Source organism: Pseudomonas sp. Sample_22 (assembly GCF_004307635.1).
Classification (GTDB): Bacteria; Pseudomonadota; Gammaproteobacteria; order Pseudomonadales; family Pseudomonadaceae; genus Aquipseudomonas.
This window is the reverse complement of sequence record NZ_RCNY01000065.1, coordinates 38,733-62,526: the sequence shown is the minus strand read 5'-3', so window position 1 is coordinate 62,526 and position 23,794 is coordinate 38,733. Positions and strand designations below refer to the sequence as shown.

Annotated in this window: 24 protein-coding genes; 6 read left to right on the top strand and 18 right to left on the bottom strand. The window is 59.1% G+C overall.

Going from position 1 to position 23,794, the window contains the following annotated elements:
- Positions 1-102: 102 nt before the first annotated feature.
- From D8U73_RS17205 to D8U73_RS17160, 10 genes are all read right to left on the bottom strand, one after another.
- Positions 103-903, bottom strand: coding sequence for an N-acyl homoserine lactonase family protein (locus tag D8U73_RS17205; RefSeq protein ID WP_130905208.1), 801 nt, complete (start codon positions 901-903; stop codon positions 103-105).
- Between the two features lie 14 nt (positions 904-917).
- Positions 918-1,877, bottom strand: coding sequence for a diiron oxygenase (locus tag D8U73_RS17200; RefSeq protein ID WP_130905207.1), 960 nt, complete (start codon positions 1,875-1,877; stop codon positions 918-920).
- 66 nt (positions 1,878-1,943) lie between these two features.
- Complete coding sequence (locus tag D8U73_RS17195; protein ID WP_130905206.1) at positions 1,944-2,702, bottom strand: TauD/TfdA family dioxygenase; 759 nt, start codon at positions 2,700-2,702, stop codon at positions 1,944-1,946.
- A 21-nt stretch (positions 2,703-2,723) separates the two neighbouring features.
- On the bottom strand, positions 2,724-3,596 hold the full coding sequence (locus D8U73_RS17190; protein WP_130905205.1) for a branched-chain amino acid aminotransferase: 873 nt from the start codon (positions 3,594-3,596) through the stop codon (positions 2,724-2,726).
- Between the two features lie 23 nt (positions 3,597-3,619).
- Entirely contained in the window at positions 3,620-4,960 is a 1,341-nt protein-coding gene (locus D8U73_RS17185; RefSeq protein WP_130905204.1) for a 4Fe-4S cluster-binding domain-containing protein, read from the bottom strand.
- 32 nt (positions 4,961-4,992) lie between these two features.
- Positions 4,993-5,637 carry a glutathione transferase gene (gene yfcF / locus D8U73_RS17180; protein WP_056855112.1) on the bottom strand — a complete coding sequence of 215 codons (645 nt, stop codon included), beginning with the start codon at positions 5,635-5,637 and terminating at the stop codon, positions 4,993-4,995.
- 210 nt (positions 5,638-5,847) lie between these two features.
- Positions 5,848-6,333 (bottom strand): cupin domain-containing protein, encoded by a 486-nt coding sequence (locus D8U73_RS17175; RefSeq protein ID WP_130905203.1) that lies wholly within the window; start codon positions 6,331-6,333, stop codon positions 5,848-5,850.
- Positions 6,334-6,417: 84 nt separating this feature from the next.
- The gene (locus D8U73_RS17170) at positions 6,418-6,912 is read right to left on the bottom strand and encodes a RidA family protein (protein WP_056855110.1); all 495 of its coding nucleotides are present in this window, start codon (positions 6,910-6,912) and stop codon (positions 6,418-6,420) included.
- Between the two features lie 61 nt (positions 6,913-6,973).
- Positions 6,974-8,254, bottom strand: a complete 1,281-nt coding sequence (locus D8U73_RS17165) for a biotin carboxylase (RefSeq protein WP_130905202.1) — start codon at positions 8,252-8,254, stop codon at positions 6,974-6,976.
- Between the two features lie 42 nt (positions 8,255-8,296).
- Positions 8,297-9,397, bottom strand: a complete 1,101-nt coding sequence (locus D8U73_RS17160; protein ID WP_056855108.1) for a hypothetical protein — start codon at positions 9,395-9,397, stop codon at positions 8,297-8,299.
- Positions 9,398-9,548: 151 nt separating this feature from the next.
- Here D8U73_RS17160 and D8U73_RS17155 point away from each other — a divergent pair, with 151 nt between their 5' ends.
- A complete protein-coding gene (locus D8U73_RS17155) occupies positions 9,549-10,967 on the top strand; it encodes a PLP-dependent aminotransferase family protein (RefSeq protein WP_130905201.1) in 1,419 nt (472 codons plus the stop codon).
- A gap of 204 nt (positions 10,968-11,171) precedes the next feature.
- On the opposite strand, the gene cyoE is transcribed toward D8U73_RS17155, so the two are convergent.
- The 7 genes from cyoE to hmpA all read right to left on the bottom strand — a co-directional run bounded on the left by cyoE (position 11,172) and on the right by hmpA (position 18,759).
- On the bottom strand, positions 11,172-12,059 hold the full coding sequence (gene cyoE / locus D8U73_RS17150) for a heme o synthase (protein ID WP_056855104.1): 888 nt from the start codon (positions 12,057-12,059) through the stop codon (positions 11,172-11,174).
- Between the two features lie 10 nt (positions 12,060-12,069).
- A complete protein-coding gene (cyoD, locus tag D8U73_RS17145) occupies positions 12,070-12,405 on the bottom strand; it encodes a cytochrome o ubiquinol oxidase subunit IV (protein WP_007916940.1) in 336 nt (111 codons plus the stop codon).
- Positions 12,405-13,028 (bottom strand): cytochrome o ubiquinol oxidase subunit III, encoded by a 624-nt coding sequence (locus D8U73_RS17140; protein WP_130905200.1) that lies wholly within the window; start codon positions 13,026-13,028, stop codon positions 12,405-12,407. The genes cyoD and D8U73_RS17140 overlap by 1 nt, the downstream gene beginning before the upstream one ends.
- 3 nt (positions 13,029-13,031) lie before the next feature.
- Positions 13,032-15,062: a cytochrome o ubiquinol oxidase subunit I gene (gene cyoB, locus D8U73_RS17135; RefSeq protein WP_056855102.1), complete on the bottom strand. Its 2,031-nt coding sequence runs from the start codon at positions 15,060-15,062 to the stop codon at positions 13,032-13,034.
- A 3-nt stretch (positions 15,063-15,065) separates the two neighbouring features.
- The gene (cyoA, locus tag D8U73_RS17130) at positions 15,066-16,001 is read right to left on the bottom strand and encodes a ubiquinol oxidase subunit II (RefSeq protein ID WP_056855101.1); all 936 of its coding nucleotides are present in this window, start codon (positions 15,999-16,001) and stop codon (positions 15,066-15,068) included.
- A gap of 805 nt (positions 16,002-16,806) precedes the next feature.
- Positions 16,807-17,316 (bottom strand): disulfide bond formation protein B, encoded by a 510-nt coding sequence (locus D8U73_RS17120; RefSeq protein ID WP_130905199.1) that lies wholly within the window; start codon positions 17,314-17,316, stop codon positions 16,807-16,809.
- 261 nt (positions 17,317-17,577) lie between these two features.
- On the bottom strand, positions 17,578-18,759 hold the full coding sequence (gene hmpA / locus D8U73_RS17115) for an NO-inducible flavohemoprotein (RefSeq protein ID WP_130905198.1): 1,182 nt from the start codon (positions 18,757-18,759) through the stop codon (positions 17,578-17,580).
- Between the two features lie 155 nt (positions 18,760-18,914).
- Between hmpA and norR the strand changes: the two genes are divergently transcribed.
- The 5 genes from norR (at position 18,915) to D8U73_RS17090 (ending at position 23,306) form a co-directional block, all read left to right on the top strand.
- Positions 18,915-20,465, top strand: a complete 1,551-nt coding sequence (gene norR, locus D8U73_RS17110; RefSeq protein ID WP_130905197.1) for a nitric oxide reductase transcriptional regulator NorR — start codon at positions 18,915-18,917, stop codon at positions 20,463-20,465.
- A 249-nt stretch (positions 20,466-20,714) separates the two neighbouring features.
- On the top strand, positions 20,715-21,617 hold the full coding sequence (locus D8U73_RS17105; protein WP_056855097.1) for a chemotaxis protein: 903 nt from the start codon (positions 20,715-20,717) through the stop codon (positions 21,615-21,617).
- Positions 21,618-21,644: 27 nt separating this feature from the next.
- Positions 21,645-22,103, top strand: a complete 459-nt coding sequence (locus tag D8U73_RS17100) for an N-acetyltransferase (protein WP_056855096.1) — start codon at positions 21,645-21,647, stop codon at positions 22,101-22,103.
- Positions 22,104-22,146: 43 nt separating this feature from the next.
- On the top strand, positions 22,147-22,473 hold the full coding sequence (locus D8U73_RS17095; protein WP_056855095.1) for a hypothetical protein: 327 nt from the start codon (positions 22,147-22,149) through the stop codon (positions 22,471-22,473).
- A gap of 83 nt (positions 22,474-22,556) precedes the next feature.
- Positions 22,557-23,306: a YkgJ family cysteine cluster protein gene (locus tag D8U73_RS17090; protein ID WP_130905196.1), complete on the top strand. Its 750-nt coding sequence runs from the start codon at positions 22,557-22,559 to the stop codon at positions 23,304-23,306.
- Between the two features lie 153 nt (positions 23,307-23,459).
- On the opposite strand, the gene D8U73_RS17085 is transcribed toward D8U73_RS17090, so the two are convergent.
- Entirely contained in the window at positions 23,460-23,696 is a 237-nt protein-coding gene (locus D8U73_RS17085) for a hypothetical protein (RefSeq protein WP_056855093.1), read from the bottom strand.
- Between the last annotated feature and the right edge of the window lie 98 nt (positions 23,697-23,794).

The window sequence follows — 23,794 nt, the reverse complement described above, 5'->3', positions numbered from 1 at the left end:
GGAGCACGGCTTGCCGGCGATGGCGTCAGCACATGCAACATTGCTGTGTCTGACACACCGCTATCGCGGGCAAGCCTTGCTCCTACAGGTCAGGGGTGAGCTTTAGATCGGGGTCTGGTGCAGGCTGATGATATGCGGGTCATCATTCCAGTGCGGGAAGCGCTCGGCGATCAGCGGGTCGTGGCCGGGGATGACGTGGTCTTCGCTGTCGGCCAGGCGGTCGATTTCACTGAACGCTTCAAGGCTTTGCGCCAGGTCATCGATGATCGGAAACGGGCTGCGTTGGCGAATGTTGACCCACAGATGCGCGGCATCCGACGCCAGCACAATCCAACCACGCGCAGTATTGACCCGCACCACCTGACTGCCCGGCGTGTGGCCGCCCACGGCGTGCAAGGTCACGCCGGGCATGACTTCAACCGTGCCGTTGTGCAAACGCATCCGCCCTTCGAACAGCGGTGGCAGGGCCGACATCACGTCCTCGACTTCGTAGGTTTTATTCACCGTGTGATGGGCCATTTTCGGCCCGGTGCAGAAGCGCAATTCAGCCTCCTGCAAATGCACCGTGGCTTTCGGAAACAACCCCAGATTGCCGGCATGATCCCAATGCAAATGCGTGAGGATCAGGTGCTCGACCTGCGCCGGATCGATGTCCAGTTGGCGCAGGGATTCTTCCGGCAGGCGATACATCTGGCGATTGCGGCGATCCGCCGTAGCCGGCTGGAAACAGGTGTCGACCACGATCACCTGTTGCTCGTTGCGGATGACCCAGAAGTAATAATCCAGCGGCATCGGCGCATTCGGATCGCCGCAGCAGGCGTCGTAGAGAAAATTCTCTCGGGCGGTGCGTTGGGCATTGGCGCCGACGCGGATGGCGAACACTTCGTACTCGGGAACGGACATGCACACCTCCGGATTCAGGCCGCTGCTGTGGCTTTGAGGGTTGGACGGAAATCAAAGTCGATCTGCTCACTGATGCCCAGATCGCGGGCCAGTTTATGCAGGCCACTGTAGTCGCGCATGATCGTCGCGTTCTTGTTGCTCTCGCGGGTGTCGGCAATGATCAACGCCGCGTCCTCGACGCCCAATTGCGTCAGGATCGCCTCCCACATCGAGTAGTCCTGGGCGATAAAAGCACTCAGCGCCACCGACAGGTTGCGTGCGAAGAACTCCCGCTGGACTGGCTGCATATTGGCGTACATGACCTTGGCCACCTCGGCCAGCACCTTGCTGTGGGCATATTCGTCGCGGTTATGCAGTTCGGCGACGCGGCGGTTTTGTGGCTGGATGGTCTGGTCATCCGCCAGCAGGTCGAGGTAGGCATTGACGCTGATCTCGGCCACCACCGCGAACGTGATCGCCGCCAAGTCCCGTTGCCATTGCTCAGGCAGCTCTTCGCACAAGGTTTTCAGGCGCAGGTAAGTGACTGACGGCGGCAAGTCCAGATCCTGATCCAGTGCGCGGTCAAGTTTTGTTCGTTCGATAGCGCGCAGGTGCATCAGCGTGTGGTAGTGCTCGTCGATCAGCGTCTGTTGCATGGCCTCGCGAAAATGCCAGTCGTCCTTGCCCAGGTACTGATTGGCGATGACGCTCAGCGCCGGATTCACCACGTGTTCCTCGGCGGTCACGGTGCGCAGGTTGTAGCCGATCCAGCCCCAGGTCACCACGCTGCTTTTGAGTTCATCACTCAAGGACTGGAATGCCGGGTGATGGAAAAACGGCACCATGCATTCTGGATAATCAGGGCGCGACGGATCGAACACTTCGTTGACCTGGGCTTTGTCCGGCGCACACACCGTGGCGCGTTTGGTCCAGGCCTGATTGAGCCGAACGATCAGTTGATGATCGACTTGGGCAATCTCGATTGCTGTTTGCATGACGCAATACCTGTAAGAAGCGCGCCCGCGAGGGGTGCGCCTGAAGAATGAAGGGCGACGGAAAAATCAGGCCAGCCAGTAGCGGGTGAGGTTGCGCGCCGGGTCAGTGTATCGGCTGCGGGCGTGAATCATCCGCCAGTTATCCCAAATCAGCAGGCACCCGTCGGGAATCAGCACCGGGGTGTTGTGCTCGACAAAGTAGGCCTCGCCGAGCGCCGCAAACCTGGCCAGTGGCGACGTGCCGTTGGCGACCTGCGACTGCTGTAACGCATCCTTCGAAGGGTTCACGTCGCCATAGTGAAACTGGTTGTAGCTGAAGCGAAAAATATCGCCGTCTTCGGTCGGAGTGAGGATGTACTCCCTGACTCGGGTTTGCGCCGGCTCGCCAGGCTTGGCGGTGGCGACAAACTCCACGGGCGTGTCGTCGAGCCATTCGCGCAGTTGCGGTTCGGAGCGCTCGAGGGACTTGAGAAATTCATAACCGTCCACCAGCCCCGTGTGCCCGCCACCGCAGGTCGCCTGTTTATGGCAATGCAACGCCAGATAACGGGGCGGCGGGCCATAGACCGGCGCTTCGGTGTGCGGGCCGATGCCGTTCATGCTCTGGGAGTACGGCAACGCTTCATACCCTGGTTTGCGGGTGATGGCGAAGGCGACCTGACCGTTGAACTGCGGAATGACCTGACCGAACTCGTGCAGTGTTCCTACAACATCGTGAGCAAATTCCCCGGGGGTGAGCACCGCCCAGCCCTGCGCCGACAATTGTTGATGACGATGGCCCAGTGAAACATAAGGTGTAGACGCGACTATCCCTTGATCTGACATGGCGAAGTTCCTGGCTGTTGTTCAGGCGTTGACGGTTGAGGTGTAAGCGGCGATCAAATCGCGGCAGGCATTGCCCGGTCGGTAGGACTGCTCGTCGATGCATTGCACCGGGGTGATTTCAGCGGCAGTGCCGGTCAGAAAACACTCATCGAAGGCGCCCAGGTCGCTCGGCAGGATCGTCCGTTCGACCACTTGGTAATCCAGCGCCTTCGCCAGTTCGATCACGGTCTGCCGGGTAATGCCGTTGAGGAAACAGTCCGCCACCGGCGTGTGCAATGTCCGGTCCTTGACGAAAAACACATTGGCACTGGTGGCTTCGGCAACGTGCCCGCGCCAGTCGAGCATCAAGGCGTCGTGGTAGCCGTTGTTCTCAGCGTCATGCTTGCTCAACGTGGCGATCTGGTAGTGCCCGGAGGCCTTGGCTTCAAAGGGGCTGCTGTTGGGTGGCGGTCGACGCCAGATCGCGGTTTTCAAGCGAATGCCGGCCATGCGTGCCGCCGGGTCGAAATAGCTCGGCCATTGCCAGCAAGCGATCGCCACATGCACGCGATTGAAACGTGCCGAGGTGGAAATCATCTCGCTGCCACGCCACGCGACCGGTCGCAGGTAACCTTCGACCACACCGTTGCGTTGCAGCAGTTCGTGGCTCGCCGCTTCCAGCTCAGCGGGCTCAAACGGCAGGGCAAAGTCCATCAGTTGCGCCGAGCGATACAGCCGTTCGGTGTGCTCGCGCAGCTTGAAGATTTTTCCGTTGTACACGCGCTCCCCTTCATACACCGTGCTTGCATAATGCAAGCCGTGAGTCAGTACATGCAGGCGCGCTTCGGACCACTCGACAAATTCGCCATCGAGCCAGATCCATCCTTCGCGCTGATCAAACGGGATACCGCTCATGTCCTTATCTCCTGTAAATCGTCCTACGCCGTTTGCAGCAGGACCGGTATCAATTCGGGGCTTGCCTGGGCTTCGCTCTGAAAGAAAAACGCCCGCTCGCCAAACGCCGGACGCAGGTCGTCGAACCAGGTCACGTGCGGATCGAAGTGCGCATAAAAGGTGCGCAACACCCACTGCGGATCGCGCGCCTGCAGGAACTGCAGCACGAAGACTTTTTCGCCGGCGACGGTTTCGATGCCGTTGATCAACACCTTGCCGTAGAAGGTGCTCATGGACGGCCCGCGCACGGTTCGCGCCAGTCCGGAGACCGTGCGATAGGCCGCCTGAAAAATCTCGAAGGCCCTGGCCAGCGGCATCGCGAAGTAATGGCTGGGGCCGGTGTCGCGCTCGACGAACATGTAATAGGGCACCGCACCGAGTCGTACGCCTTCGGTCCAGAGGTCCGCCCAATCGGCCGGGTTTTCGTTGATGTGGCGGATAACCGGCGCCTGCATGCGCAGCGTTGCCCCCGTGCTGCGAATGCGTTCAACGGCTTGGCGCGCGATGTCCTGACGGATTTCCACCGGGTGGTTGTAGTGCCCCATGATCGACAGGTTTTTCCCCGCCGCCACGATGCGCCGGAACAGCTCCAGCAGGTCGGGCGCATCCTTGTCGCTGACGAAGCGCTGCGGCCAATACGCCACCGATTTGGTGCCGATGCGGATGCTCTTCAGGTGTGGCAAATCCAGCAATGGCTCGATGTAACCGGCCAGCGAACGGGTGTTCATGATCATCGGGTCACCCCCGGTGATCAGCACATCGGTAACTTCGCTGTGTTGCTGCAGATAGCTCACAAGCTCCTGGGATTCACGGGCATTGAACTTGAGTTCTTCCTCGCCGATGAACTGCGCCCAGCGGAAACAGAACGTACAGTAGGCGTGACAGGTCTGACCGGCACCGGGGAAAAACAACACGGTCTCACGGTACTTGTGCTGAATGCCCGCGAGGACTTTTCCGTCGAGCGTCGCGCTGTTGTGCGTCAGTTGCCCGGCCGGGTGCGGGTTCATGCGCAACCAGATCGCTTCGATACGACGCTTGATCGCCGCGGGATCGTCCAACTCGATCAGCTGCTTGAGCGAGGCGTACTCCTCCGGCAGCAACATGTCCTTGTGCGGAAATGTCATGCGGAAAATCGGATCGTCCGGAATGTTGTCCCAATCGATCAGCGTCCCCAGTACATAGTCGTTGGTGCGAAATGGCATGACCCGCGCCACGACGCTCATGGCTTCCTGCAATGCCGGGGTCAACCTGTCCCAATAGGGCGTGTCGCGAATGGTGCGTGCGTTATAGGGTTTGTATCTTTCCTGCTCCAACATTCCTTGCATGGCAGCGCTCCTGGTGTTTGCCCTGACGATTGCTACACGACGGCCGGCGCTTTGCGCTCCAGGTCCATCCATGCGCGAACGCTGTCGCGATCCCACTGACGACGGACATACGCCGCCAATCGCGCAGGCACCTCGTCACCGTTGGCGACCAGGCGGTTGAGCATGATTGCCAGGTCGGTGTCGGCGATGCTCCAGTCACCGAACAGATGCTCGGCCCCCTCCTCCAGCAAACGGTCGGCCACGAACAACAGGCGCTCGGCAGCGGCCCGGGCTTCGTCGGACAGTGGCGTGTCTTTCTTGCCGAAATACACCAGGTCAAACGGACGCTCTTTGCGTACCACCAGCAGATCACTGCGCAGCCAGGCCTGCAGCTGACGGGCACGGGCACGCTGCTTGATGTCTTTTGGGTAAATGCTTTTTGAACCTGGAGCGAGTTCTTCCAGATATTCGGCAATGGCCGAAGATTCCGACAGCGCAAAACCTTCGTGAACCAGCAGCGGAATTTTGCAGGTCAGCGAAAGATCACGATAATGATCCTGATAATTATCACGGGCTTTCAAATCCACCGTCACCAGATCAAATGAAAGTTGTTTTTCCTTTAACGCCACATAAGCCGACATTGCAAAAGCACTGACATAATCCGCGCCGAGATACAGTTTTAAGCTGGTACTTTCCATGGAACGCTCCCTTGCACTAAACACATTAATCCGTTGCATTTGAAGCGATCGTAGTAAGTTGATTAAGCGCTGAACAGATACAGAAATTATCTGTTTCTATCGATACAGAAATTCGTGGCGTGTTATTCGCCAGCAAGCATTTTGGGGGTACGCAAAAACGAAAAAGGGAGTCAGCGTAGGCGGACTCCCTGGTGTGCAGCAGACGGGAAATTACAGCTGGCGGGGGATCAGGCCAACGTGGTCGGCATGGTTGGACAACAACGCCATCTGCGGCATGTTGCTGAGGTTGAGCATGGTCAGCGGCTCGATGGCGCTGGAGTTGACGAAGCCATGCTGCGTCCAGGCGGGCACCAGCAATACATCGCCTGGGCCAACGTCTACCTGCTCGGCCTCGCCCAGCGACAACGCGCCGCTGCCGGACTGGATGATGAACAGATGCCACCAGGCATGGCAATGGCCGTCGAGCGTTGACCCCGGCACCAGCCATTGCATGGAGACCGCCATGCCGGGTGTCAATTGGCAACCGTCGATATGACTTTCGTGGGCCAGCGCAACAATATCGATGTCACTGGCTTCAAGCGCCTGACGCATATCGGCAAGTTCGGCACCTTTCCATACCCGGGGTTTTATCGGTTGCCGATCCAGACTCTGGCGAAAGTCCTTATATGAAAAAAACGCACCCTGAACGTTATTCATTTTTCCGTTTCCAACTTATTCTGCCGAATGGAGTCAACCGACCATAGGCGAACATTTCAACAGTGTAAAGTCGAACAACTTCACTTATAACGCCGATGGTCTCAACGCCACGATCATATCAACTTCAATCGCTGCATTTTTTGGCAACTGATAAACACCGACCGTGGTGCGTGTATGTTTACCGGCATCACCCAGCACGTGGCTGAAGACATCCGACGCACCATTGGCGACATCGCTGAGATCGACGAAATCCTCCGTGCACCTCACATATACCGTTACCCGAATCAGCGACTTGATCTTGTCCAGCGAGCCAATGGCATCAACGATCAAAGCCAATCCGCGGATCGCACTGATGCTCGCGGCCGCTTGCGCATCCGCCATGTCGAGGTCGCGCCCGACCCGCCCCGTGTAGTGCATTTTGCCGTTCATGCGCGGCACCAGACCGCTGATATACAGTTCGTCGTGGTGACGAATCAACGGCGCGTAATGACCGCCAACGGTGTTCTCGCCGTAGATGTCATAGTCGAATTCCCGCGCCAGAGCGATGAAGCGCTCATCACAGGTCATGTGTTGAATCATTTACTGAACCCTCTTGATCAATACTGCATGAAACATCGATCGCTACCACTTGCCCCACGCCTCACCCCACTGCCCTGGCCGGTGCTGCCAGAGGGGTGATCCCGACCTTTGTTTCAATGGCCTCGGCCAGACGCGACAGGTCCAGGCTGAGCTGCTCGTACCGCTCGTTGAACAACACGATGTGGCCGATGAACGAGAAGTTGTCCTTCACCAATGCGCTCACTGAATCACCGATGCGCTTGCTCAGCACGGCTTCCACCAGCTCGATATTCAGCGCCCGGGCGAGGGCCTGGACGTCCGGAACATCGCGCAGCAGGCCACTGGTGTTCGCTCTCAACAGGCGGATGCCGCAGTAGCCGCGCGCGACTGGATCATGGCTATCGACCTGACCTTCCACCGCCCAGCGAACCCAGCGCTCCCACGGGTCGAAGTCGATGAACGCCTTACGCGCCAGATCCCAGATATGCATGCCGCCGGGGCGCATGTTGGTTTCCACGGCCGAGGTGCGGTGGTTGGCCCTGTGGAAAACTTCGTTGTGCCAGGCTCCGTTGTCCTGCGACACCAGCCCAGCCATGTGGCGGCCGGCGGCCATCAGCCGAGCCTGGGCATCGGCCGCCAGCGGCGCAGGCACCACTTGTTGGATCTCGGCACGGTAGGCACCATCGGTGGTGGTTTTTTCGGTGATCCAGGTACTTCCGGCGACATAGTCCCAGCTGTACTCCCGAGCGTTCTGGATCAGCTCTTCGAGCACGATGCCACCCTCGCGATAGGGCTTGAGGGCCTGCCAGGCTTCGTCGCATTCGGACGGATGCCGGATAACCCGGCAGCCTCGGCTGGCGCCTTCGCAGGCGGGTTTGATGAAAGCTTTGCCGCCCAGCTCAATCACCCGCTGGCGCAGCTCCGGCAGGCTTTCGATACGGCTCGAAACGATCGGCCGATAGTCCTCGGGTGCCACCGTGGCGCAGGCTTCGAGCTGGCGGAAAATCTGTTTGTCCAACCCCGCCCGTGCCTCGGCCGGGGTAATGCCCGGCAGGCCGAAATGGTCGGCCAGCGCCGCACCGAGCAGCACGCCGCGATCGGAAAACGGCAGGACGCCGATCAGCTTCCAGCGATCTGCATTCAGGCAACCGACTACCAGTTCAAGCGAGGCCGACACGTCTTTCTCGGCCAGCGATGTAGTGCAAACGTGATCAGCGACCTGTTCGTCCTGGGGCTGGATCTGCTCGACCAGCAGGATCAGCCTCGCGTTGTACAGCGACTTGCACAAATCGCGCAGCTTCTGGATATCGTGAACCCGACTGCCGTTGTACCCCACCACTACTACGCACGAAGTCGTATTCATAAAACCCCCGACTTGCAAAGTGAAAACCGAAACGGCGATGACTCAGTCATGCAGCGACGCGATTGATTTACGGTTGAGCCCGTACCAGACCATGATCCCGGCGGCGCCAATGGCGGCCAGCACCAACGCGTTGTACGGCGGTGGCATGACCCGCATGATCAACACGGTCAGACCCGCACCGACGCCCAGCGACACTTCCTTGACGAACATGTTGTTCTGCTTGACCGAGAAGTAATCGAGATGACTGAACGCGCATTCGGCGATGGACAGCAACGCCACCCAGACCAGTGCGCCGGCCAGGGTTTCGACGTGGAATGCGGCAGGCGAAGACAGCACCGCAAAACCGCCGACGATGATGGCGATCACCGTCAGCACCTTGAAACGCCCGGTGCTCTCGATCAGTTTCATGACCGGTACTTGCGCGAACACCACCACGGCGCTGTTGAGGATCAGCATCAAGCCGTACCAGGTCGGCAGTTCGCCGGTCTTGAGCAGGATTGCTTGCGGCAGGATCGAGAACACCCCAAACAACTTGATGCCCATGATGATGCCGGCGATGACCCACGGCAGTTTGTTACCCCAACCGCTACCGTCCTTGCTGGCCGGGCGAGACACCGCGGCTTCGGTGGTGAAGGTCGCGCCCATGGCGATGGGCAGGCACAACAGGACGAACGCGGCGGCGCCGAAGAAAAACATGCCCGGGGTCAACAGTGGCGACAGCAGGATCAGACCCGCCAACAGGCTGCCCATGTTCATGGCCACGCGGTTGTAGGCTGCACCCTCTTTGGTCTGTGCCGCTTCGCTCTTGATCAGGTAACCGGCAATCGCGATACCGTAGGCAAACAACGCCGCGGCAAACATGACAACGCCCTGGTTGCTGGTGACCGCCAGCAGCACCAGGCCGGCGGCGGCGCACAGCAACGTAACGCTCAAGGAGCGGCGACCGAGCACCAGCAAGGTCAGCGGCAACAGCAGCAACAAGGCCCGATAGCCGAGGGCCAGAATGCTGTTGGTGGCGGTATCGAGCCAGACGTTGGCCTTGCCCAGCACCGCGAACAACGCCACGGCCGTGATGATTCGAATGGTGAACAACCGCAGGTTGATCACCGGTTTCGCCACGACGGCGGTTGTTTCTACACTCATGCAGCACCTCTTGAACCTGGTTGACTGAACGACCGGCAAAAGGTCGACAATCCATAAACACTCCAAAGCGATAGTAGAAAGAGATGCTTGTCTTGATCAGAGCAAGTTCGTATAGAATCAAACGAACTTTACTGCCGGAGAGACCAGTAAAATGCAGGCTCAGCGCGCAGTGATCGCCGCCATCGAGTTCCAGCAGGGTGTGCCGCTGGTGCAGCAGATCGTCGATCAATTGACCGTAGCAATCAGCCAGGGCGGCCTGCCTCACGGCTCCAGGCTGCCCCCGATTCGCGAACTCTCAGACTTGATGCACGTGGGCAAATCCACGGTGGTCGACGCCCTGGACCGCTTGCGGGCCAAGGGCCTGGTGGTTTCACGCCAGGGCTCGGGGCACTACGTGCACCGTTCCAGCAGCACCCTCCCGGCTAACGCCGGGCCGGACCTGCTGCCTCAGGACACCCTCAGCGTGGTCCGCCGCGCCGTGCTGCTGGACAATGGCGCACTGCGCCCGGGGGCGGGTTTTCTGCCCTCCTCGTGGCTGCCTGCCGAAGAACTGCTCAAAGCCGTACGCGGCACACTGCGCGCCACCACCCTGCGCATGGGTGAATACGGTAACGCCAGCGGTTACCTGCCACTGCGTCAGGCCCTGCGGGTGAAGATGGCGACCCTGGGCATCGAGGCGCCGGTAGAGCAGATCATCACCACCGCCAACACCGTCCAGGCCATCGACATGCTGATGCGCCTGCTGGTCAAACCTGGCGACACGGTGCTGCTCGACGATCCGTGTTATTTCACGATGCACACCAATCTGGCCTGGCACGGGGCGAAGGTCATCACCATTCGCCGCGAATGCGACGGTATGGACCTGGACGCCTTGGAGCAACTGCTGATCGCCCACCGTCCCGTGCTCTACATGACCAACAACGCGCTGCACAACCCGACCGGGCATTCGTTCACCTCGGCGCAGGTTTATCGCTTGCTGGAGTTGAGTCACCGCTACAACTTCCACATCCTCGAAGACGACTTGTACTGCGACATGCAGCAACGCCGAACCCCTCGCCTGGCTGCGAGCGGGCTGGACAATGTGTCTTACGTCTCCGGGTTCTCCAAGACCCTGACCGCCAACAGCCGCGTCAGCTTCGCGGTGCTCTCCCCGCAACTGGCGGCGCGGATGGTGACCCTGAAAATGGCCTGCGGCGGCATGACCTCGGAAATGGCCGAGCAGATCATTTGCACCATGCTCAGCGATGGCAGCTATGCCAAACACATGCGCCGCACCGTGGACCGGCTCTATGAATCGAACAGCCGGGTGGCAGCGTGGCTGGCTGAAGCCGGGTGTTCGGTGTCGTCCCTGCCAGGAGAAGGGTTGTACATCTGGACGCGATTGCCAGAGGGATACAAAGCCGAATGCCTGGCCAGAAAGGGCCTGGAAATAGACCTGGTACTGGCACCGGGGACCTTGCTCAGCAAAGCGGCGGACGCCAATCAGTTCCTGCGATTCAACGTGGCGCACAGTGATCACGTGCAAGTGCGGGAGCGGTTTTTCCGGTTGTTGGATAAGCCATACAAATAACCATCCCCCCTCCGCGAGGGAGCGGGCTTGCCCGCGAAGAGGCCGTCACAGCTAAGATTCTTGTCGCCTGACACATCGCCATCGCGGGCAAGCCCGCTCCCACAGGGTCCGCGCTGTATCCGATACTCGATCCAGTAGAAGGCACCCAACAAAAAGCCCCGCTCTTCTCTCGAAGGCGGGGCTTTTCGCTACAGCATCTGAATCTTAAGGCGCGTACGTCAGCAACAGCTCTGCCGGCACTTTGAAGTCCAGGGACATCATCACGCTCAAGGCGGTAATGGTGAAGATCGAGAACACGAACAGCTTGCGTGCCCAGACCGTGTCATCCACTGCCTTGTAGCCGGTCCAGGCCATGTACAACCAGTACATGCCCATGGCTGCGGCGACGGCGAGGTAGCTCATGCCGGCGTAGCCGCTGAAGGTCAGCATCAGGGTCGCCACGAGGAAGGCCAGGATGTAGAGCAGGATGTGCTTCTTGGCCACTTCGATCCCGCGCTTCACGGGCAGCACCGGAATCGATGCGGCCAGGTAATCGTTGAAGCGGAAGATCGCGATGGCGTAGGAATGCGGCATCTGCCACAGGCTGAACATCACCAGCAGGGTCAGAGCGGCCATGTCGAAGGTGTTGCTCACCGCGACGTAGCCGATCACCGGCGGCATGGCGCCCGACAGACTGCCCACCAGCGTGCCGTGAACCGACTTGCGCTTGAGGTACAGGCTGTAGAAGCCGACGTAGATCACGAAGCCGATGACGGCGAACAGAGCGGCCAACGGGTTGGCCACCTTGTACAACAACGCAACGCCGAGAACACCCAGGACGGTCGCATAGATCAGGGCCAGTTTCAGGGAGATGAGGCCCTGGACCAGCACCCGGTTCTTGGTGCGTTCCATCTTGATGTCGATGTCGCGGTCGATGCAGTTGTTGAAGACGCAACCGGAGGCGACGACCAGGGACGTGCCGATCATGGCTGCCAGAAACACGGCCAGATCGACATGCCCTTTCGAGGCCAGGAAAAACCCGCCTGCCACAGAAAGCACGTTACCGAAAATGATCCCCGGTTTGGTGATTTGGATAAAGTGCTTGAGCGACATCGGGTCTACCTCACTTCGCCATCATGTACGTGTGGATGCTGAACATGATCCACAGCGACAGGCCAACCAGCAGCACGATTACAATCGCCGTGAAGACGAAGGCGATCACGTTGTTACGCTGAGCAATGGAACGGTCCAGGTGCAGGAAGTAATACAGGTGAACAATCACCTGGATCACTGCGAACAGCAGAACGATTGCCAGCGTGGTGGCCTTCGGCAGGCTCGGGTACATCACCAGACCGAACGGGATGACGGTCAGGATCACCGACAGGATGAAGCCGATGGCGTACGACTTGACGCTGCCGTGGCCAGCATCATGGCTGTCATGGGAGTGTGCATTAGCCATTACAGGGTCCCCATCAGGTAGACAACGGTGAAGACGCAGATCCAGACCACGTCCAGGAAGTGCCAGAACAGGCTCAGGCAGCTCAGGCGAGTCTTGTTGGTCGACGTCAGGCCCTTTTTCTGCACCTGATACATCATGATCGCCATCCAGATCAAACCGGCGGACACGTGCAGACCGTGAGTACCGACCAGGGTAAAGAACGCGGACAGGAAGCCTGAACGGCTAGGGCCGTAGCCTTCGGAGATCAAGATGTGGAACTCGTTGATCTCCATCGCGATAAAGCCTGCACCCAACAGGAAGGTCAGGCCCAGCCAGGTCAGTACCGCCTTCTTGTTGCCCTTGTACAACGCCAGCATGGCGAAGCCGTAGGTGATCGAACTGAACAACAGCAGAGCGGTTTCGCCCAGCACGTATGGCAGTTCGAAGATGTCGTGGCCCGACGGGCCACCCGCTACGTTGTTAACCAGTACCGCGTATACCGCAAAGATCGATGCAAACAGAATGCAGTCGGTCATCAGGTAGAGCCAGAAACCGTATACGGTCATCTCGCCCGAGTCGTGGTGGTGGTCATCGTGCCCATGGTCACCATGGGCGTGTCCAACATTGGTCACTAAGTTCGACATGGTTTAAGCCTGTTCCAACGAGGTTTCAACACGGGTGGCGGTGGCCGGGATTTTCCCTGCCGCTACCAGACGCTTGTGCTGCTCGGCTTCGATGCGCTCGATCGTTTCTACCGGGACCATATAGCCCTGGTCGTCACGTGCAGCGTGGATCGCGAAGTAGACGACAGTGCCTACCAGGCTCGCGATGGCCAGCCACCAGATGTGCCAGATCATGGCGAAACCGAACACGGTCAACAGAGCACCCATGACCACACCGGTGGCGGTGTTGTTTGGCATGTGGATCGGCTCGTACTTGGCCGGAGCCTTGTACGCGGTGCCGTTTTCCTTGGCTTCGGTGAACGGGTCGATGCAGTCAGCCTTAGGCAGCACAGCGAAGTTGTAGAACGGTGGTGGCGACGAGGTCGACCATTCCAGCGTGTGGGCATTCCACGGGTCACCGTGTTCGCACATGTTCTCTGGCTTGTTGCGGTCACGCACACTGACGTACAGCTGGATCAGTTGGCAGGCGATACCGAAAGCGATCATCACCGCACCGAACATGGCGACGTACAGGTACGGCACCCACTCAGGGTTGGTGGTGGCGTTCAGACGACGGGTCATGCCCATGAAGCCCAGTGCATAGAGCGGCATGAACGCGACGAAGAAGCCCGAGATCCAGAACCAGAACGCTGCTTTACCCCAGCCTTCGTGCAGCTTGAAGCCGAACGCTTTCGGGAAGTAGAACGCGAAACCTGCGATGTAACCGAATACCGCACCGCCGATGATCACGTTGTGGAAGTGCGCGATCACGAACAGGCTGTTGTGCAGAACGAAGTCGGCACCCGGAATGGCCAGCAGTACGCCGGTCATGCCGCCGATGGCGAAGGTCACCATGAAGCCCAGGGTCCACAGCACCTGGCTGGTGAAACGCAGACGGCCCTGGTAAATGGTGAACAGCCAGTTGAACAGCTTCACACCCGTCGGGATGGAAATCAGCATCGTCGCCAGACCGAAGAAGGCGTTGACGCTCGCACCCGAGCCCATGGTGAAGAAGTGGTGCAGCCAAACCATGAAGCCCAGTACCGAGATCGCGCCCGAGGCGTAGATCATCGAGTGGTGGCCGAACAGTTTCTTGCCGGTGAAGGCAGAGATGACTTCCGAGAAAATGCCGAATGCCGGCAGGATCAGGATGTACACCTCAGGGTGACCCCAGGCCCAGAACAGATTGACGTACATCATTGGATTGCCACCAAGTTCATTGGTGAAAATGTGGAAATCCATGTAACGGTCAAGCGTCAGCAGTGCCAGGGTAGCGGTCAGGATCGGGAACGAAGCCACGATCAGAACGTTCGCCCAGGTGCAGGTCCAGGTGAAGATCGGCATGTCCATCAACTTCATGCCAGGGGTACGCATTTTCAGCACGGTGGCCAGGAAGTTGACCCCCGTCAGTGTCGTACCTAACCCGGATAGCTGTAGCGCCCAGATGTAGTAATCCATCCCCACGCCCGGGCTGTATTGCAGGCCCGACAGCGGCGGATAGGCAACCCAACCGGTCTTGGCGAACTCGCCGACGCCCAGGGACAGGTTGATCAGCACTACGCCCGATACCAGCAGCCAGAAACTCAGGGAGTTCAGGAACGGGAAGGCAACGTCACGCGCGCCGATCTGCAGCGGCACTGCAAGGTTCATCAGGCCGGTGAAGAATGGCATCGCCATGAAGATGATCATGATCACACCGTGAGCGGTGAAGATCTGGTCATAGTGTTCAGGTGGCAGGTAGCCAGGCGAACCCTCGGTGGCCATGGCCAGCTGGGTACGCATCATGATGGCGTCGGCAAAGCCGCGCAGCAGCATGACCATGGCGACGATGATGTACATCACGCCGATTTTCTTGTGGTCGACCGACGTCAGCCACTCGGTCCACAAGTAGGTCCACTTCTTGAAGTAGGTGATTGCAGCGAACAGTGCCAGACCACCGAGCGCGATCATGGCGATGGTCACCATCACGATCGGTTCGTGGAACGGGACCGCTTCCCAACTTAATTTACCAAACATCGTTTACTCCTCTGCCCCGGCAGCTGAATGCGAGTTCATGTCCGTAGCGGCCACTTCTTTCTCTTTCTTCTCGTGCTTCACCTTAGGACCCGGTTTCATGCCTTCGTACTTGTCGACGATGATCTGGAACAGGTTCGGCGTAACCGAGGAGTAGAGCTCGACTGGGTTGTTCTGGCTCTGCTTGGAAAGGGCTGCGTATTCAGCTTGTTCAAGCTGTTTAGGTGCCTTTTTGACTTCACTTACCCAGGCGTCGAATTCTTCCTGGGAAGTTGCGATCGCTTTGAATTTCATACCGGTGAAACCGGCGCCGCTGTAGTTGGCGGAGATGCCTTCCATTTCAGCGTTGCGGTCGGCGATCAGGTGCAGCTTGGTCTGCATGCCCGCCATCGCGTAGATCTGGCCACCCAGGCCCGGGATGAAGAACGAGTTCATCACGGCGTCGGAGGTGATCTTGAAGTTGATTGGCGTGTGCGCCGGGAACACGATCTTGTTGACCGTGGCAATGCCTTGTTCCGGGTAGATGAACAGCCACTTCCAGTCCAGTGCGACCACTTCGATGGTCACAGGCTTCACGTCGGATTCGATCGGACGATAAGGGTCCAGCTCGTGGGTCGACTTGTAGGTGATGTAACCCAGGGCAATGATGATCAACACGGGAACAGTCCACACCGCGATCTCGATCTTGGTGGAGTGGTTCCATTTAGGCGTGTAGGTCGCCTTGGTGTTGGACGCGCGGTATTTCCAGGCGAACAGGAAGGTCATGACGATGACCGGAACCACGACCAACAGCATCAGCAGCGTTGCGGTGATGATCAGGTTTTTCTGTTCCAGGCCGACCTGGCCCGTGGGATTGAGCAAGGTCATGTTGCAGCCTCCCAGCAACAACGTGCCGAGCAGCGGCAATAAGCCTAGTAGTCTGGGGTACCTGTTTTTACTCATCTCACGACCTCTAAAGCAGCTTGCGCAATGCAGTTGGGTTTTGATCGCCAACACTTCACCCTGCCAAGGGTTGGCATTTTCTTGGATTGAATAAGGGCTTGCCCGTCGAGCGTCAGACGCGTTTCGACAAATCCTGGGCCAGCGGTGAGTTCTTATTCGAATTCGTGGTCAAAGGCCTTGTTACAGACCAATTCCATTTGGTGCGGATAGTTGGAGGCACCGACACCTGGGAGTCGCATGAAGCCGCCCGGCCTCTCGACACCCTGATTCTGCTCAAGCACCTCGCGAGGGTGAGCAGCGCCGGGAATTCAGTGCGGGCGATTGTAGTTATGTAGCGTTTTTTAAACCATGTCTCATCCCGAAATAATTTATATCCCGAGCCGCAACAATGCTTCGCCAAATTCGTAAAAGTGGCGCATCTTATCGAAATTGATTCTCAACAAAAACACCAAAATTTGTAGGTCTACCACCCGCGATTCAGACAGCTTCAGCGCTTTGGCGGCGACGCTCGATCTGGCCCAAGCCCCCAGATGACAAGGGCTCTGGCAAATCGCCAGAGCCTGTTAAAACTGCCTGCTCCAGCCGGATGGCGGGCAAAGTCGACACACTGCGAAACAGACCAATTTCATTGCCGGACCGCGTGCCAATCCGCAGCCTTGGAGGCCACTGCGACACAAAAGCTGTGACAACATGTCGCACACGTATCGCACCTCTGCTTGCGCCCTGTCAGGGACTTTTCAGCCACCCCCTGAAAACACAAAAACGCCCCGGCCCTCTCTGCGAGGACCGGGGCGTTTTTTTAATCTCAGCGCAGCGCTTTGCGGTTACGTATGGTCAGCAGCGGCACCAGTATCACCACCAGCACAAAGGCAACCAAAGCCCATTGTGCCAACGACAAACCGAGAATCGGCGGGTACGGCGTGGAGCAGAAGCCGTCGACCTGGAAGCCCAGCGGGAAAATCTTCGCCAAGGGCAAGTCGTCGACTATCGGCTGCAACACATCGACGCCACAACTGACCGCCGGGTAGAACTGCGTATAGACGTGATGCCCCGCTACGCCGACGCCTGCCAGGGCGCAAATCACCACCAGGGTTTCAAACACCGTGATGCTGCGACGGTTGCGCATGGCTGCACCGATAAAGGCAAAGATCGCGATCAACAGCAACGCATAACGCTGCAGAATGCACAGCGGGCATGGCGCCTCGCCCAGTACGATTTGCATGTACAGCGCACCGCCGATCAGCGCCAGGCAGATGATGCCCAGCAATACCAGAAAGCGCCGTTCACGCCCCAACCGCATTGTTTCCTCGCTCATCGCGTTTCCCTTGAAGATATCGATTAACCGCCAGTCTACACGCTGGACGCGAGCCGGGGGATGCCGGGGGAATAGACGATAAGCGGGTTAAGAAGGGATTAACTGATCGTTCCCATCTTCTGCTTGGGAACGCAGCAAAGGACGCTCTGCGTCCCATAAAGCGGACGCAGAGCGTCCGTGGAGGCGTTCCCACGCAGAGCGTGGGAACGATCAACCGAGGTAAAGGCAACGCGGTGAGATTGCTTCACCGCGCCAAACCGCTTACTCCAGCGCCGCAGCCGGCCCGAAGAACTCGTAGCGGCTTTGCTTCTCCGGCACACCCAGGGCCTTGAGGTGGCGTTTGATCGCCGCCATGAAACCTTTCGGCCCGAGGAAGTAAGCATCCACATCGCGTTCCTGCGGCAGCCATTCGCCCAACTGTTCCTGACTCAGCAAGCCAACCTTGTGCGCCGCCGGGCTCACGCCGTCGTCTTCGGCATAGCAGTAAAAGCGCTTGAGTTGCGGATGACGCTCGGCCAGCCCGTCGATCCAGTCACGGAAGGCGTGAACACTGCCATTGCGCGCGCAGTGGATGAAGTGCACCGGCCGCTCGGTCTGCAATGCCGCTTCGAGCATCGCCAGGGTCGGGGTGATGCCCACGCCACCGCTGATGAGCACCAACGGCTTGTCGCTGGCGGTCAGGGTGAACTCGCCCGATGGCGGGAACAGCTGAATGGTCGAACCCACGTGCAATTGATCATGCAGGAAGTTGGAGGCACGACCACCGGCCTCGCGCTTGACGCTGATGCGATATTGACCTTTGTTCGCCAGGGCCGATAGCGAGTAGTTACGGCGAATCTCTTCGCCATCGAGGATCAGTTTCATGCCGATGTACTGACCCGGCTCTGCTGCCAGAATCAAACCTTTGTCCACCGGTTCGAAGTAGAACGAGGTGATTTCCGCGCTTTCCTCGACCTTGGCCGCGACGATGAATTCCCGCGCCCCACGCCAGCCGCCCGGTGCCTGCTCTTTTTGGTCGTAGATGCTGGTTTCAGCACCGATGAGGATGTCCGCCAGTTGACCGTAAGCCGCGCCCCACGCCGCAATCACTTCCGGCGTGGCGATTTCTTCGCCGAGCACTTCGGCGATTGCGCGCAACAGGCAGGTGCCGACAATCGGGTAGTGCTCCGGAAGAATCTGCAAGGCCACGTGTTTGTTGATGATCTTCGCCACCAGATCGCCCAATTGGTCGAGCTGGTCGATATGGCGCGCGTACATCAGCACACCATTGGCCAGCGCACGCGGCTGATCACCCGTGGCCTGGTGGGCCTGGTTGAACAGCGGGCGGACTTGCGGGTACTCGGACAGCATCATGCGGTAGAAGTGGGTGATCAGCGCTTCGCCACCGCTTTCCAGCAGCGGCACAGTGGATTTGACGATGGCACGGTCTTGGACGCTAAGCATAAAGTGACTCCTGAGCAACAAGGTTTCTTGACTATTGCTCTATGCTTATCAGGTTCCGTGCCAACAATTTAATCCATATAAATCAATAACTTGAAAACATGATAGTCAGAACGACACAGCCTGGCTTATAGTCACTCCGACTACATGGAGTCACTATGACTGCAAAATCTCTGCTTACTGCCCTGCTGCCCCTGGTCTCGGACCTGTCCCGCGAACTGCCCGAAAGCGAGCGCTATCGGCGCCTGCTCGAAGCCATGCGCGCCCTGCTGCCCTGCGATGCCGCCGCCTTGCTGCGCCTCGATGGTGAATGGCTGGTCCCGCTGGCTGTCGATGGGTTGAGTACCGACACCCTCGGCCGACGTTTCAAGGTCAGCGAACACCCGCGCTTTGAAGCATTACTGAGCAGCAGCGGCCCGACACGGTTCGCCGCCGACAGCGACATGCCCGACCCGTATGACGGTCTGGTCGATGGCCTCGATGACCATCTGGAAGTCCACGATTGCATGGGTTGCCCGCTACTTATCGATGAGCGCCCGTGGGGCTTGCTGACCCTGGACGCCCTCGACCCGGAGCAATTCGAACCGATCGAACTGGACGCCCTCGAGGCTTTCGCCAGCCTCGCCGCCGCCACGGTCAATGCCGTCGAACGCATTGAACGCCTGAACAATCGCGTCGAAGACGAACATCAGCGCGCCGAGGTCTATCGCCAGGCCAACGGCCAGCAGAACCGCGAAATGATCGGCCAGAGCAAAGCGCTGAAACGGCTGGTGGAAGAAATCAATCTGGTGGGCGGCAGCGACCTGACTGTGCTCATCACCGGGGAAACCGGAGTCGGCAAGGAACTGGTGGCGCAAGCCATCCATGCGGCCTCGCCACGGGCCGACAAACCGATCATCAGCCTCAACTGTGCCGCGTTGCCCGACACCCTGGTGGAAAGTGAATTATTTGGCCACGTACGCGGCGCCTTCACAGGCGCGATGAGTGATCGTCGCGGCAAATTCGAACTGGCCAATGGCGGTACATTGTTTCTCGATGAAGTTGGGGAGCTTTCACTGACGGTACAGGCCAAATTGCTCCGAGTACTGCAAAGCGGCCAGTTGCAGCGATTGGGCTCGGACAAGGAACATCAGGTCGACGTTCGCCTGATCGCAGCGACCAACCGCGACCTCGCCGAAGAAGTGCGCAGCGGCCGCTACCGCGCCGACTTCTATCACCGTCTCAGTGTTTATCCTTTATTGGTGCCAGCCCTGCGTGACCGTGGCCGCGATGTGCTGCTGCTCAGCGGTTACTTCCTCGAGCAGAACCGCTCGCGCATGGGCCTCAACAGTTTGCGCCTCAATAGTGATGCCCAAGCTGCGTTGCTCGCCTATGACTGGCCCGGTAACGTGCGGGAACTGGAACACCTGATCGGTCGTAGCGCATTGAAGGCGCTGGGCAACTGCAAAGAGCGGCCAAAGATTCTCAGTTTGAGCGCTGCTGACCTGGACCTGCCCAACGGCAGCATTGAAGCCACTACCGAGCAACCGGCCGCCGCCGCGATGGCGTTGGTGACGGGTGATTTGCGCGAGGCGACAGAGAATTATCAGCGCCAGTTGATCGGCGCATGCCTGGAGCGGCACAACAACAATTGGGCCAGTGCCGCCCGTGAGCTAGGCTTGGATCGGGCGAATCTTGGGCGCATGGCCAAAAGGTTGGGCATGAAGTAAGCCCTTGTGGCGAGGCAGCTTGCTCCCGCTCGAGCGCGAAGCGGTCCCCAATCAGGCGAAGGAATGCGTTTGCAGCTGTTGCGGCTGCTACGCAGCCGAGCGCGAGCAAGCTCCCTCGCCACAGGGGGACCAATTGACTGGCAGCCGGTAATTAACCTAAAGCCTGCCCCTGACAAGTCGATAACCCGGCATCGATAGCTGTTGGCGATCCTCGCGGTCGCCCGCCACCTTTTTCCACAGAAGGTTCTTATGTCCTCCACCAAAGCCCGCGCAGACTCACTTTCGCTTCTGCTGTTTACCTTGCGCAGCGGCAAGTTGATGGCGATCAACCTGCTCAAAGTCAGCGAAATCATCCCCTGCCCGCCGCTGACCAAACTGCCGGAGTCGCACCCGCACGTGAAGGGTATTGCCACCTTGCGCGGTACCTCGTTGTCAGTGATCGATCTCAGCCGCGCCATCGGCGAGCGCCCACTGGAAGATCCGGACGGTGGCTGCCTGATCGTCACCGATGTCAGCCGCTCCAAGCAGGGCCTGCATGTTCAGGCGGTGAGCAAGATCGTTCACTGCCTGACCACCGACATCCGCCCGCCGCCCTTTGGTTCCGGTGGCAGAAGCGCGTACATCACCGGTGTCACCTCGGTCGACGGCACGCTGGTGCAGGTGCTGGACATCGAAAAAGTCATCCACGGCATTGCCCCGGTGCAAATCGAGATGGCACCGACCGAACTGAGCATGGAAGACGCCGAAATATTGGGTAACGCGAGGATTCTGGTGGTCGATGACAGCCAGGTCGCCTTGCAGCAATCGGTGCATACCCTGCGCAACCTCGGCCTGCAATGCCACACCGCTCGCAGCGCCAAGGAGGCCATCGATTGCCTGCTCGACCTGCAAGGCACCGCGCAACAGATCAACCTGATTGTCTCCGACATCGAAATGTCCGAGATGGACGGCTACGCCTTCACCCGCACCCTGCGCGAAACCCCGGACTTCGCGCACCTCTACGTGCTGTTGCACACCTCGCTGGACAGCGCGATGAACAGCGAAAAGGCCCGTCAGGCCGGGGCGAACGCGGTGTTGACCAAATTCTCCTCACCGGAACTGACCAAGTGCCTGATCGACGCGGCCAAGGCTGTGGCCGAACAAGGTCATTGAGCCTTGGCCGGGGACTATTGCTGGTTGATGCGGCGCAACCTCGCAGAGGTCGCGCCGGCCATTGACTGGCCAACTGGCGTCCAATTGATTGACTATCGTCCCGAACTTGCACAAGCGGTACATCGCTTGATGGAACTGGGTTACCGCGACGGCGGTGGCCGGGTGCCGGCGCTGGAGCGCTGGCAACAAAATTTTGAAACCGATCCTGAATACGATCCCGCGCTGTGCTTTGTGGCCCTGGACGCCGAAGGCGTAGTTGCCGTGTGCCAATGCTGGACCAGTGCCTACATCAAGAATCTGGTGGTGCATCCACGGGCGCAACGCCGGGGCCTGGGACGCGCGCTGCTGTTGCATGCGTTCAAGGTATTTGATCAGAGACGGGAAGGTTTTGTGGATTTGAAGGTACTGGAAGACAACCATCGGGCGCGGCGGTTATATGAAAGTGTCGGAATGCGTGAGGTGCGTCGGGAACCGGTTCCACTCTGACATACTCACATGCTGGCCCTGTCTGCCCAAGGATTGCTGACCCATGAAAGCTGCCACCCTGACCTTCCTCTGCCTCACGGCCCTCGCTACCCAGGCCCACGCCTCCAGCCCTGATGCCTGGGCCGCCTACGATAAAACCGTGCTCGCCAGTTGCACCAAGGCCAGTGGCCTCAAGGATGCCAAACCCGTCGGCAATGCCGCGCAGTTCGATGACCGCGTTGGCTACACCGCGCTTTTGTTGCAAGGTCAGTATCCGCAAAAACACATGAAAGGCGCGCAAGGCACCGAGCTGTGCCTGTACAACAAAAAAAGCAAAACCGCTTACGTCACCGAATGGGACTCCATCCGCCCGGCCACCAAGGCGCAGTGAGTGGCGCATAACTTGCTTCGTCAGGGATCTGCACGGCGGCATCCTGTCGCCGATTGATGCCCCCGGATGCGACTGACCGTTAAATGAATACGACGTTTTCCTGCGTAGGCTGTGGCAAATGCTGCAATGACCACCATGTACCCCTGACCCTGCCCGAAGCCCGCATGTGGGCGGCGGACGGGGGGCAAGTGATCATTCTGGCGGAAGCCTTTTTAAGTAACGGGCTGGGCTTGCCGGAGCAGCAACGAGAACACGCCGAACGCCGATCGGCGCGGGTTCGCAGCGCCGACGCAGAGGCCTACGTCGCCATCACCTTTGCGGCTTACAACGTCGGTGCCTGCCGGAATCTTGACGAAGACAACCTCTGCCGCATCTATGAGCGGCGGCCGCTGGTGTGCCGCATTTATCCGATGGAAATCAATCCGCACATTCCGCTGAACACGGCCGGCAAGGATTGCCCGCCCGAGTCGTGGGAAAAAGGGCCTGAGCTGATCGTCGGTGGCGAGTTGGTCGACCGCGAGTTGTCAGAGCTGATCCAGCGTTCCCGTCAAGCGGACCGCGATGACATCCAGGTCAAGGACGCCATTTGTGCGCTGCTTGGGTTTCGCACGGCCGCGCTGAAAGGCGATGGATTCACCGCTTTTCTGCCGGACATGCACGAGTTCGCCACGATCATCGACGAATTGACCGGGCAGACGCTGCCGGAGTGGAGCAGCGAGTGGCAGTTTCATGTATCCGGCGAGGAGATTGCCGGGCAGGTAATGGCGGCCGGTGCGCAATTGGCGACTGAGCAGCCTGCGAACTATGCGTTTATTTCGTTGCGGGCGGCTTGATTCGGGATTTGCTGTGTTTGCACCGGCGTCATCGCCAGCAAGCTGGCTCCCACAGGGTCAGCGCTGAACATAAAATTCACGAACATCTCATAGCACTGTGGGAGCCAGCCTGCTGGCGATGGGGATAGTCCTGCCACCGCGATCATCCGGTGTTCAGCGCTTGCCCATCGACCGCCGAGTACCCGGAGGCGCCATGCCTGGGGTCTTGGTGTGGCCGTTTTTGGCACCGTTCTTGTACCACGGCTGGTTGGAACCCTTGGCGGACGCCAGTTCACCTGGTTTGAACGGGAACTTGAACGCCGGGATTTCGGCTTTGGTTTCGCTGTCGGCGCTGGCGTCGACGCTGTCGCTCAAGACGTCGTCGGCCGGCGGTTGTTTCGGGGAAGTCATGAAAGCTCCGGGTGATGCGCAAATGTCGGGCCCGGTCAGCGAGCCACGAAAGGCGCCAGTATAACTGGATGAAGCGCTGCAAGCTGCTGTTAAGCGAC